Raw genomic sequence first — 12,563 nt, 5'->3', positions numbered from 1 at the left:
CGAGCAGGCTCGCTCCCACAAGGGGTACGCGATCTCCTGTGGGAGCGAGCCTGCTCGCGAAAGCGGCAGCCGGCACCCCACAGGACCCGAGCCTTAAACGTTCTGGCGTTCGCCTTTCGGATCGAAGAACACCGAAGAAACGATTTCCGCCTCGATCACGCTGCCGTCGGCCAGCGGTGCGAACACTCGCTCGCCCATCCGCTGCAACCCACCCTTGACCACACCCATGGCGAACGAATAGCCCAAGGAGTTGTGCAGGTAACTGGAAGTCACGTGACCCACCATGGTCATCGGGATGGCTTGCTTGGTGTTGAACACCAGTTGCGCACCTTCCGGCAGCCATTTGGTCGGATCGATCGGCTTCAGGCCAACCAGCTGTTTGCGCTGATCACGCACGCAGTCTTCACGGTTCATGCCTCGCCAGCCGATCCAAGAGAACGGTTTGGTGCGACCGACACACCAGCCCATGTTCAGGTCGTCCGGGGTCATCGAGCTGTCAGTGTCCTGACCGACGATGATGAAGCCCTTCTCGGCCCGCAGCACGTGCATGGTTTCGGTGCCGTACGGCGTCAGGTTGTACTTCTTGCCGGCGTCGACGATTTTTTCCAGCACGCCCATGGCGTAGTCGGCTTGCACGTTGACTTCGTACGACAGCTCACCGGTAAACGAAATCCGGAACACCCGCGCCGGCACACCGCCGACGAGGCCTTCTTTCCAGGTCATGAACGGGAAGGCTTCGCTGCTCAAGTCGATGTCGGTGACTTCGCTGAGCAGCTTGCGGCTGTTCGGCCCGGACAGGGTCATGGTTGCCCAGTGGTCGGTGACGGAGGTGAAGTACACCTTCATGTCCGGCCATTCGGTCTGGTGGTACAGCTCCAGCCACTGCAGCACACGAGCCGCGCCGCCGGTGGTGGTGGTCATGACGAAATGGTTGTCGGCCAGGCAGGCCGTCACACCGTCGTCGAACACCATGCCGTCTTCTTTGCACATCAGGCCGTAACGCGCCTTGCCCACGTCGAGCTTGGTCCAGGCGTTGGTGTAGACGCGGTTGAGGAACTCGCGGGCGTCCGGGCCCTGGATGTCGATCTTGCCCAGGGTCGAAGCATCGAGCAGGCCGACGCTGTCGCGCACGGCTTTGCATTCGCGCTTCACCGCGGCATGCAGGTCTTCACCGGATTTCGGGAAGTACCACGGACGTTTCCACTGGCCGACGTCCTCGAACTCGGCGCCGTTTTTCAGGTGCCATTGATGCAGCGCGGTGTAACGTACCGGTTCGAAGATGTGCCCACAGTGACGACCGGCCACGGCGCCGAAAGTCACCGGCGTGTAGTTCGGACGGAACATGGTGGTGCCCATCTGCGGGATGGTCACGTTCAGCGAACGGGCGGCGATGGCCAGACCATTGACGTTGCCGAGCTTGCCCTGATCGGTGCCGAAGCCCAGTGCGGTGTAGCGCTTGACGTGCTCGACCGACTCGAAGCCCTCGCGGGTCGCCAGTTCGATGGCGGCAGCGGTGACGTCGTTTTGCAGGTCGACGAATTGCTTCGGCGCCCGTGCGGTGTTCTTTTCATGGGGTACCTGGAACAGCGCCAGGGTCGGCTCTTCGAGACGGCTCAGGGCTTTTGGCAACACGCCTTCAATCGTCTGGAACCCGGCTTCGGCAGCGGCGCGGGCGCCACCTTCAAAACCGTCAGCCAGAGAATCGCCAAGGCCGAAGACACCGTTGATGCCACCGACGCATACGCGTTTCTGCGGCGCTTCACCCGGTACGAAACCGAGGATATCTTCGCGCCAGATCGGCTTGCCACCCAGGTGCGAAGCCAGGTGAACCACCGGGCTGTAACCACCGGAACTGGCCACTACGTCGCATTCAAGCCATTCGCCAGGACTGGTCACGGCGTGGGCCTTGACATCGATGGCTGCCACACGGGCAGCGGTCACGCGCTTGCTGCCACGGGCCTCGATCACGGCGCTGCCGGTGAGGATGCGGATACCTTTGGCACGCGCCTCTTCCACCAGCGCACCGCGTGGGTTACTGCGGGCGTCGGCGATGGCCACCACTTGCAGGCTGGCGTCGAGCCAGTCCAGGGCAACGCGGTAGGCGTGGTCGTTGTTGGTCGACAGCACCAGCTTCTTGCCCGGTGCCACACCGTAACGACGCACGTAGGTCGAGATGGCGCCAGCGAGCATGTTGCCCGGCACGTCGTTGTTGCCGTAGACCAGTGGACGCTCGTGAGCGCCGGTCGCCAGCACCACGCGCTTGGCACGAACCCGGTGAATGCGCTGACGCACCTGGCCAATCGGTGCGCGGTCGCCGAGGTGATCGGTCAGGCGCTCGTGAATGGTCAGGAAGTTGTGGTCGTGATAGCCATTGACGGTGGCGCGCGGCAACAGCAGCACGTCCGGGGTGTTCTTCAGTTCGTCGATGACGCTGGCGACCCACTCGGTCGCCGGCTTGCCATCGAGGCTTTCGCGGGAGTCGAGCAGGCTGCCGCCGAACTCTTCCTGTTCGTCAGCCAGAATCACACGGGCACCGCTGCGCGCAGCCGCCAGTGCAGCCGCCAGGCCGGCAGGGCCAGCGCCCACGATCAGCACGTCGCAATGCTGGTTCATGTAGTCGTAGGTGTCCGGATCATTCTCGGTCGGCGAGCGGCCCAGGCCGGCAGCCTTGCGGATGTACTTCTCGTAAGTCATCCAGAACGATTGCGGGTACATGAAGGTTTTGTAGTAGAAACCCGGCGGCATCAGCTTGCCGCCGACCTTGCCGAGAATCCCCATCATGTCGTTGTTCACGCTCGGCCAGCCATTGGTGCTGGTGGCGACCAGGCCTTGATACAGCGCCTGTTGCGTGGCGCGCACGTTCGGGATCTGCGTGGCTTCGGTGGCGCCGATCTGCAGCACCGCGTTCGGCTCTTCGGCACCGGCGGCGAAGATGCCGCGCGGACGGGAATACTTGAAGCTGCGACCGATGATGTCGACGCCGTTGGCCAGCAGTGCAGCGGCCAGGGAATCGCCTTCGAAGCCTTTGTAGTTCTGGCCGTTGAAGGTGAAGCTCAAGACTTTGTTGCGGTCGATCCGTCCGCCGTTGGACAGGCGATTGATCTGGCTCATACCTTCTCTCCCAGAGCCGTACTGGCCGCTTTCGGGCTATCGGTCTTGTCGGTGAATTGTGGCTTGGTGCCGATCTTGTAGGTTTCGAGAATCTCGTAGGTCACGGTGTCGCGGGTGACGTTGAAGTACTGACGGCAACCGGCGACGTGATCCCACAGCTCGTGGTGCAGACCCCGCGGGTTGTCGCGGAAGAACATGTAGTCGCCCCACTCCTCGTCGGTGCAGCTGTTCGGGTCCAGAGGACGCGGGATGTGCGCCTGGCCGGATGCATGGAATTCCTCTTCGGAGCGCAGTTCGCCGCAGTGAGGACAGAAGATATGCAACATAGGAAATTTCTCCTGTTAGTGGGCGACGGCAGCAGCGCCGTGTTCGTCAATCAGCGCACCGTTGTGGAAACGGTCGATGGAGAAAGGTGCGGCCAATGGGTGCATTTCGCCCTTGGCCAGGCTTGCGGCAAACACGTTGCCCGAGCCAGGTGTGGCCTTGAAGCCGCCGGTGCCCCAACCGCAGTTGAAGAACATGTTCGGTACCGGGGTTTTCGAGATGATCGGGCAGGCATCCGGGGTGGTGTCGACGATGCCGCCCCACTGACGGTTCATGCGCACGCGGGACAGCACCGGGAACATCTCGACGATGGCCTGGATGGTGTGCTCGATCACCGGGTACGAACCACGCTGGCCGTAGCCGTTGTAGCCGTCGATACCGGCACCGATCACCAGGTCGCCCTTGTCGGACTGGCTGATGTAGCCGTGCACGGCGTTGGACATGATCACGCTGTCGATAATCGGCTTGATCGGCTCGGACACCAGCGCTTGCAGCGGGTGGGATTCGATCGGCAGGCGGAAACCGGCGAGCTTGGCCATGTGCCCGGAGTTACCGGCAGTCACGACGCCGACGCGCTTGGCGCCGATGAAGCCCTTGTTGGTTTCCACGCCGATGCACACGCCGTTTTCCTTGCGGAAACCGATCACTTCGGTCTGCTGGATCAGGTCCACGCCGAGGGCGTCGGCGGCCCGGGCAAAGCCCCAGGCCACGGCATCGTGACGGGCCACGCCACCGCGACGCTGGACGGTTGCGCCCATCACCGGGTAGCGAGTGTTTTTCGAGCAGTCGAGGTACGGGATCTCGTCAGCCACTTGCTTGGCATCGAGCAGTTCGCCGTCCACACCATTGAGGCGGTTGGCGCTGACCCGACGCTCGGAATCACGGATGTCCTGCAGGGTGTGGCACAGGTTGTAGACGCCGCGCTGGGAGAACATCACGTTGTAGTTCAGGTCCTGGGACAGGCCTTCCCACAGTTTCATCGCGTGTTCGTACAGGTGGGCCGACTCGTCCCACAGGTAGTTGGAGCGGACGATGGTGGTGTTGCGCGCGGTGTTACCGCCGCCCAGCCAGCCTTTCTCGACCACGGCCACGTTGGTGATGCCGTGTTCCTTGGCCAGGTAGTAAGCCGTGGCCAGGCCATGCCCGCCACCGCCGACGATGACCACGTCGTAGACCTTTTTCGGGGTCGGCGTGCGCCACATGCGCTGCCAGTTTTCATGGTGGCTGAGAGAGTGTTTGAAGAGGCCGAAGCCCGAGTAGCGTTGCATAGTCATTTACTCCAAAACTGCACTCAGCGATAAACCGGGAAGTCCGCGCACAGGGCTGCCACTTGCTCGGCGACATTGGCCTCGACATCGGCATCGCCGAGGTTGTCGAGGATGTCGCAGATCCAGCCGGCCAGCGTCACGCACTGGGCCACCTTGAAGCCGCGCGTGGTCACCGCCGGGGTGCCGATGCGCAGGCCGGAGGTCACGAACGGCGACTGCGGATCGTTCGGCACAGCGTTCTTGTTCACAGTGATATGGGCGCGACCGAGGGCGGCATCCGCGTCCTTGCCAGTCAGGCCCTGACGGATCAGGCTGACCAGAAACAGGTGGTTGTCGGTACCGCCGGACACTACATCGTAGCCGCGTTTGATAAACACGCCGGCCATGGCCTGGGCGTTGTCGATCACTTGTTGCTGGTAAGCCTTGAAGCCAGGCTCCAGCGCTTCCTTGAAGCACACCGCCTTACCGGCGATCACGTGCATCAGCGGGCCGCCCTGGGCACCCGGGAAAACCGCCGCGTTGAGCTTCTTCTCGATTTCTTCGTTGGACTTGGCCAGGATCAGCCCGCCACGCGGACCGCGCAGGGTCTTGTGGGTGGTGGTGGTGACCACGTCGGCATAAGGCAGCGGGTTCGGGTACAGACCGGCGGCGACCAGACCGGCAACGTGGGCCATGTCGACGAACAGCAGCGCACCGACCTTGTCGGCGATCTGGCGGAAGCGCGGGAAGTCGAGGGTCTTGGAGTAGGCCGAGAAACCGGCAACGATCATCTTCGGCTTGCACTCGACGGCCAGGCGCTCGACTTCGTCGTAGTCGATCAGACCGGTCTTGGTGTCGATGCCGTACTGCACCGCGTTGTACAGCTTGCCCGAGGACGACACTTTGGCGCCGTGGGTCAGGTGACCGCCGTGGGCCAGGCTCATGCCGAGGATGGTGTCGCCGGCTTGCAGCAGGGCCAGGTACACGGCGCTGTTGGCCGAGGAACCGGAGTGCGGCTGGACGTTGGCGTAATCGGCGCCGAACAGTTGCTTGGCGCGCTCGATGGCCAGCGCCTCGACCTTGTCGACGTGCTCGCAGCCACCGTAGTAGCGCTTGCCCGGGTAACCTTCGGCGTATTTGTTGGTCAGGCCGCTGCCCTGGGCCTGCATCACGCGCTTGCTGGTGTAGTTCTCCGACGCGATCAGCTCGATGTGATCTTCCTGACGTTGCTCCTCGGCATTCATCGCCGCCAGCAGTGCATCGTCGTAACCCTGGATCTGGTCTTGCTTGCTGAACATCGCGTCTCTCCCAGCGGCGGCGGTGCGCCATTCGTCTCGGTGAGGCACTGGCTTTTCGGCAGTGCCCTTTGGTAGCGATGGTATGACTGGCTTGGAGTCGTCAAATGCCTACGGGCGCCACGCAAAGGTGCGTTTACGACATGGACTGCCAAGCAGGGATACGTATGCCTCTGTAGGAGCTGCCGAAGGCTGCGATCTTTTGGCGTCTTCGTCGGCGCCGGAAGCTCAAGATCAAAAGATCGCAGCCTGCGGCAGCTCCTACAGGGTTATGCGAGAGACTCGCGTAAGGCCAGAAGAATGAGGAAATGCGCCGGATAGAGCGCATACGCCCAGCGCCGCATCGGTGGTGGATTTACGCCCTTGGCATGTCGCAACAAGAACAGCCCGAGCCATGGCGCAATCAGACAAGCGGCGATGGCCGGAATGGCCGCGTGATTGCCCAGCCGTGCGGCGTGATACAGCACCTGCCATTGATTGGCCGCCAGACAGACCAGCCCCGCCACCAGAGCGAAATACGAGGGTCGTCGGAACACCAGCAGCATCACCCACGGCAACAACACACCAAAGAACCCGAACATCAATCGCTGGGAGAAAAACGCCGCCAGCAAGACCGCGCCAGCTGCCAGCAGTCGCGATACAAGCGCCGGCTGCTGCCAGCCACGAACCACCAGCAAGCCCAGGGCAAGGGTGGGCAGCACGTTCAAGGTGTCGGGATGGGGAATGAACATCCGGTAGGGAACTTCACTCACCGCGCTAAACAGCAACAACCAACCCAGATAGCGCCACTGGCCACCGGTCGTCGCAGTCCGCTCGCGCGCCAGATTGGCCGCCATCGCCAGGCAGAACCACGGAAACGCCAGGCGTCCCGGCACATACAACCAATCGGCGGAATAACCGATATATCGCAGGTGATCGAGCAGCATGCTCAAAAGCGCCAGCCACTTGAGGAGATCCAGTGCCCCGTCGCGCTGCTTTAACTGCATGGTCTTGTGCATGATCTCCTGCGTTGTCACGTGCATAATTGCCCTTCGACACTGTATTTTCCAAACAGCGACATCCTGTGCGCTCCACCTGACGATCTTGGGTACAGTGCGCACCCTCATTGACCACGGGACGCTTCACCATAGGCATCTCGACCACGGAAGCAGGCCATGACCGACAAGAGCCAACAATTCGCCAGCGACAACTATTCCGGCATCTGCCCTGAAGCCTGGGCGGCCATGGAACAGGCCAACCACGGCCACCAGCGCGCCTACGGTGACGACGAATGGACCGCCCGCGCGTCCGACGATTTCCGCAAACTGTTCGAAACCGACTGCGAAGTGTTTTTCGCCTTCAATGGCACCGCCGCCAACTCGCTCGCGCTGTCCTCGCTGTGCCAGAGTTACCACAGCGTGATCTGCTCGGAAACCGCTCACGTCGAAACCGACGAATGCGGCGCCCCGGAATTTTTCTCCAACGGCTCCAAGCTGCTGATCGCCCGCACTGAAAACGGCAAGTTGACCCCGGAATCGATCCGCGAGGTCGCGCTCAAGCGCCAGGACATTCACTACCCGAAACCTCGCGTGGTGACCCTGACCCAGGCCACCGAAGTCGGCAGCGTCTACACCCCGGACGAAATCCGTGCCATCAGCGCCACCTGCAAGGAGCTGGGTCTGAACCTGCACATGGACGGCGCACGCTTCTCCAACGCTTGCGCATTCCTCGGTTGCTCCCCGGCCGATCTGACCTGGAAGGCCGGCGTCGACGTGCTGTGCTTCGGCGGCACGAAAAACGGCATGGCAGTGGGCGAGGCGATTCTTTTCTTCAACCACAAACTGGCCGAAGACTTCGATTACCGCTGCAAACAGGCCGGGCAGCTTGCTTCAAAGATGCGCTTCCTGTCGGCACCCTGGGTCGGCATCCTGGAAAACGACGCCTGGCTCAAATACGCCAACCACGCCAACCGCTGCGCCCAATTGCTGGCCGAACTGGTCAGCGACATTCCTGGCGTGGAGCTGATGTTCCCGGTGCAGGCCAACGGCGTGTTCCTGCAACTCTCGGAACCGGCCATCGCTGCCCTGACCGCCAGGGGTTGGCGTTTCTACACCTTCATCGGCAACGGCGGCGCACGTTTCATGTGCTCGTGGGACACCGAAGAAGCGCGCGTGCGTGAATTGGCGAAAGACATTCGTGAAGTGATGAGCACCTGAAATCGCTACAGCCAGCGGCAGGCGCTACAGAGTTTCGCCTACCGCTTGTCGGCCCTGGTATTTCTTACAGTTCCAGATCTGGATTTCGCCAGTGTAGGTTTTGCCGACCTGAAAATGATTCTTCGCAGTATTTCAGGAACTATGGCCTGTCGAACATTCGATAGGAAAACCGAGTTCCAGAGAGCGCAATCCAAATGAAAGATAAAACCTTGATCCAACTCCTGAAAAGCGACTCCAAAAGCCCTTCCGCTCCCGTTTTAGTCAGTTGGGAGGAACTTCACAAATTTGCCCAGGTCGGCGACACCGTAATAATTCGGCTGAACGAGTTCCAGATCAGGCACAAAGAATACGCGGGGGATGAAACTCGAGGGTTCGAAATAACGCTGTGGAGCTGAAGAAAAAACTGATGGCTCCGACAACCCACATCATCGATTGATAACGACTTGATTTACAACCTTATCCATTGTGACGAGGTGCTTTGCGCCTCGCCACAATGGCCGCCACTTGCCGCAGTCGCTGTGAGTTGAAACCTCTAGAAACCATACCTCAAACCGACGCCTGCGAGACTTCGTCTACATTGTTTGTCGAGCCGATCCGCTCACATAACAACAATCTGGAGCGTCAGCATGTCATTGCAAGGCAAAACCCTGTTCATCACCGGCGCCAGCCGCGGCATCGGCCGCGAGATCGCGCTGCGGGCCGCACGCGATGGGGCCAACATTGTGATCGCCGCCAAAAGCGCCGAACCCCATGCCAAGCTGCCGGGCACGATTTTCAGCGTGGCCCGGGAAGTGGAAGCCGCAGGCGGCAAGGCGCTAGCCTTGCAGGTAGATGTACGTGAAGAGGATGCCGTACGTGAGGCGCTGGCCCGGGCCAACGAACATTTCGGCGGTATCGACGCGCTGATCAACAACGCCGGGGCAATCAAGCTGACCGGAGTCCAGCACCTTGAACTGAAACGCTTCGACCTGATGCACCAGATCAACACCCGTGCCGTACTGCTGTGCAGCCAGGCTGCGTTGCCCTACCTGAAGAAGTCCGGTGGCCACATCCTCAACCTGTCTCCGCCGCTGAACCTCGCCACCAAGTGGTTCGCCCAATACAGCCCCTATACCGTCACCAAGTACGGCATGAGCATGCTGACCCTGGGCATGAGTGAGGAATTCAGGAATTACGGCATCAGCGTCAACTCGCTGTGGCCACAGACGATGATTGCCACTGCGGCCATCGAGTTTCAGCTGGGGTCGAAGGAATCGTTCAAGCATGCGCGAACGCCTGCGATCATGGCGGATGCGGCGCATGTGATTCTGAGCAGCACAAACCGCAGCCTGACCGGGCGGTTGTTGATTGATGAGGAGATCTTGCGGGAGAACGGCGCGACCGAGTTCGAGCACTATCGGTTCGCGCCCGACAGCACCGAAAAGCTGATGACAGACCTGTTTATCGACTAAAACCCTCCCCTGTAGGAGCGAGCCTGCTCGCGATGAACCTGAGAACGCCGCGGGGTGCCAGGTTGCCAGCGTCATCGTTGACGTCCATCGCGAGCAGGCTCGCTCCTACAGGGGATTCGCGGCTGTCAGAATTCGATGCGCACGTCGCCCTTCGGCACGCTGCAGCACGACAGGATGAACCCTTCGGCTTCGTCTTCCTCGGTGATCCCGCCGTTGTGCTCCATCTCCACTTCGCCACCCAGCTTCAACACCTTGCAGGTGCCGCAGATGCCCATGCCGCACGCTTTCGGAATCATCAGGCCGACCTTGGCCGCCGCCGCATGCACGGTCTCGCCCGGGGCCACGCGGATGCTCTTGCCGGAGGCGGTGAACTCCACCTGATGCAGGTCCGCCGCGTCGACTTCCGGCGCCTCGGCCGCTTGTTCTGCATGTTCTACCGCATCGGCGCGCGCCTCTGGCGGGGTCGCACCGAAGGATTCTTCGTGGTAACGCGACATGTCGAAACCTGCGCCTTCCAGCAAGCGCTTGACCGCATTCATATAAGGCGTCGGGCCGCAGCAGAATACTTCGCGCTCAAGGAAGTCAGGCGCCATCAATTCAAGCATTCTGTGGTTCAGGTAACCGCGATAACCGGCCCAGGGCTCACCCATGCCGTGCTTCTCGCAGATCAGGTGCAGGCTGAAGTTTTCGATCCGCGACGCCATGTGCTCCAGTTCGCGGTGGTAAATGATGTCTTTAGGCGAACGGGCGCTGTGGATAAACACCATGTCGACATTGCCGTTGGTGTCGTAGAACCAGCGCGCCATGGACATGACCGGCGTGATACCAACGCCGCCGCTGAGGTAGAGCACCTTCGGCGCGGTGAAGTCCATGGCATTGAACAGCCCGACCGGGCCGTGCACCGCCAGTTCCTGGCCTTCGTGCAGGGTGTCGTGCAGCCAGTTCGAGACCTTGCCGCCCGGCACACGCTTGATGGTCACCGAAAAGCTGTACGGCACCGACGGAGAGCTGGAAATGGTGTACGAACGCATGATCGGCTGGCCTTCGATTTCCAGCTCCAGGGTGACGAATTGCCCCGGCTTGAAGAAGAACAGGATCGGCTGGTCGGCCATGAAGCAAAAGGTGCGCACATCCCAGGTTTCCTGGATGACTTTGACGCAACGGACGATGTGCCGACCATTGGCCCAGGTCTGGGTGGTTACCGGATTCAGGAAGCTGTTGGACATGCTGATCTCCACGGCCGACTGCCGGCCTTCATGTTGGCGATTCTGCGTATAGCGCGGATCACCCATTTACCTATCTGCGACATTGACATGCTTATCGCGACCAGCCCCCAACGACCGGGGCTTGCGCGTCGGGAACAGATTGCACCATGTCGCCCATGGATAAGGTTCTGGCCTGCGCCGGCCCCACACTCGCCCCATACCAAGACACATTCTTTACACCTTGCGTAGCAACCCTGATTAGCCACTTTCGCCGGCCACGCAGATGGCCTTGAGGATAAAACGATGGACGTCACTACTACCCTGAGCCTGGGCGATCCGCTGGAACCCGCACGCAAGGCCACCGCGCAGATGCTGCAGGAGCGCGAGCGCACGTTCTCGCTGCCGCAGCCGTTTTACTCCGACGAGCGCCTGTTTGATATCGACATGCAGGAAATCTTTCAGAAAGAGTGGCTGATCGCCGGCATGACCTGCGAGATCCCCACCAAGGGCAACTACCTGACCCTGCAGGTCGGCAAGAACCCGATCATCGTGATCCGTGGCGCCGAAGGCGTGGTGCACGCGTTCCATAACGTCTGCCGCCACCGTGGCTCGCGCCTGTGCACCAGCGACAAGGGCAAGGTCGCCAAGCTGGTTTGCCATTACCACCAATGGACCTACGAACTCGACGGCCGCCTGCTGTTCGCCGGCACCGAGATGGGCGCCGACTTCGACATGAAGGAGTACGGCCTCAAACCGGTGAACGTGAAGACCGCCGGCGGCTACATCTTCATCAGCCTGTCGGAGAATCCACCGGCTATCGATGACTTCCTGTCGACGCTCAACCATTACATGGAACCGTACGACATGGAAAACACCAAGGTGGCGGTGCAAACCACCCTGATGGAAAAGGCCAACTGGAAGCTTGTGCTGGAGAACAACCGCGAGTGCTACCACTGCAACGCATCGCACCCTGAACTGCTGAAAACCCTGCTGGAATGGGACGACGTCACGGATCCGCGCGCCGACCAGGCGTTCAAGGACCACGTGGCCGCCTCCGCCGCCGCCTGGGAAGCCGAGAAGATCCCGTACGCCCACGCCAGCTTCGGCCTGCGCAACCGCATCGTGCGCATGCCGCTGCTCAAGGGCACCGTGTCGATGACCATGGACGGCAAACAGGGCTGTGCCAAGCTGATGGGCCGCATCAAGAACCCGGACCTGGGCTCGATGCGCATCCTGCACCTGCCGCACTCCTGGAACCACTGCATGGGCGACCACATCATCGTGTTCACCGTGTGGCCGATCAGCGCCCAGGAAACCATGGTCACCACCAAGTGGATCGTGCACAAGGACGCCATCGAAGGCGTGGACTACGACGTGGAGCGCATGCGCCAGGTCTGGGACGCCACCAACGACCAGGACCGTCGCCTGGCCGAAGAGAACCAGCGCGGCATCAACTCCACCGCCTACCAGCCTGGCCCGTACTCCAAGACCTATGAGTTCGGCGTGGTGAACTTCGTGGACTGGTACAGCGAGCGTCTGCTGAGCAACCTTGGGGCCGAGCCTGCGCCTTACCTCAAGGGAGTTCCGGTTAGCGGCTGATCAAGATCAAAAGCTTCGCGAGCAGGCTCGCTCCCACAGTGGATTTGTGAACGACACAGATCAAATGTGGGAGCGAGCCTGCTCGCGAATGCGACCTCCCCTCCACCACATGAATATCTGACATCCCGCCTTCATC

9 protein-coding genes are annotated in these 12,563 nt (G+C 61.2%); 3 read left to right on the top strand and 6 right to left on the bottom strand.

Features of this window, described 5'->3' with window-relative positions; genetic code table 11:
- Positions 1-93: 93 nt before the first annotated feature.
- The 5 genes from AC3WJW_RS09080 to AC3WJW_RS09060 all read right to left on the bottom strand — a co-directional run bounded on the left by AC3WJW_RS09080 (position 94) and on the right by AC3WJW_RS09060 (position 6,999).
- On the bottom strand, positions 94-3,111 hold the full coding sequence (locus AC3WJW_RS09080) for a sarcosine oxidase subunit alpha (RefSeq protein WP_102700714.1): 3,018 nt from the start codon (positions 3,109-3,111) through the stop codon (positions 94-96).
- Positions 3,108-3,437 carry a sarcosine oxidase subunit delta gene (locus AC3WJW_RS09075; protein WP_007980417.1) on the bottom strand — a complete coding sequence of 110 codons (330 nt, stop codon included), beginning with the start codon at positions 3,435-3,437 and terminating at the stop codon, positions 3,108-3,110. The genes AC3WJW_RS09080 and AC3WJW_RS09075 overlap by 4 nt, the downstream gene beginning before the upstream one ends.
- A 15-nt stretch (positions 3,438-3,452) precedes the next feature.
- The gene (locus AC3WJW_RS09070; protein WP_007980419.1) at positions 3,453-4,703 is read right to left on the bottom strand and encodes a sarcosine oxidase subunit beta; all 1,251 of its coding nucleotides are present in this window, start codon (positions 4,701-4,703) and stop codon (positions 3,453-3,455) included.
- Between the two features lie 23 nt (positions 4,704-4,726).
- Positions 4,727-5,980, bottom strand: coding sequence for a serine hydroxymethyltransferase (glyA, locus tag AC3WJW_RS09065; RefSeq protein WP_015097125.1), 1,254 nt, complete (start codon positions 5,978-5,980; stop codon positions 4,727-4,729).
- A gap of 266 nt (positions 5,981-6,246) precedes the next feature.
- Complete coding sequence (locus AC3WJW_RS09060; protein WP_493725782.1) at positions 6,247-6,999, bottom strand: TraX family protein; 753 nt, start codon at positions 6,997-6,999, stop codon at positions 6,247-6,249.
- A gap of 132 nt (positions 7,000-7,131) precedes the next feature.
- Here AC3WJW_RS09060 and AC3WJW_RS09055 point away from each other — a divergent pair, with 132 nt between their 5' ends.
- Together AC3WJW_RS09055 and AC3WJW_RS09050 are read left to right on the top strand one after the other, a co-directional pair.
- Positions 7,132-8,172 carry a threonine aldolase family protein gene (locus tag AC3WJW_RS09055; RefSeq protein WP_218473389.1) on the top strand — a complete coding sequence of 347 codons (1,041 nt, stop codon included), beginning with the start codon at positions 7,132-7,134 and terminating at the stop codon, positions 8,170-8,172.
- Between the two features lie 626 nt (positions 8,173-8,798).
- Positions 8,799-9,623, top strand: a complete 825-nt coding sequence (locus AC3WJW_RS09050) for an SDR family oxidoreductase (RefSeq protein WP_493725781.1) — start codon at positions 8,799-8,801, stop codon at positions 9,621-9,623.
- A 125-nt stretch (positions 9,624-9,748) separates the two neighbouring features.
- Here the strand turns inward: AC3WJW_RS09050 and gbcB are convergent, their stop codons facing one another.
- Positions 9,749-10,849, bottom strand: a complete 1,101-nt coding sequence (gbcB, locus tag AC3WJW_RS09045) for a glycine betaine monooxygenase reductase subunit (protein ID WP_095964136.1) — start codon at positions 10,847-10,849, stop codon at positions 9,749-9,751.
- 282 nt (positions 10,850-11,131) lie between these two features.
- Here gbcB and gbca point away from each other — a divergent pair, with 282 nt between their 5' ends.
- On the top strand, positions 11,132-12,427 hold the full coding sequence (gbca, locus tag AC3WJW_RS09040; protein WP_493725780.1) for a glycine betaine monooxygenase oxygenase subunit: 1,296 nt from the start codon (positions 11,132-11,134) through the stop codon (positions 12,425-12,427).
- Positions 12,428-12,563: the final 136 nt, after the last annotated feature.

The organism is Pseudomonas sp. GW821-FHT07G06 (assembly GCF_058986625.1).
This window is presented reverse-complemented; position numbering and strand designations above follow the sequence as displayed.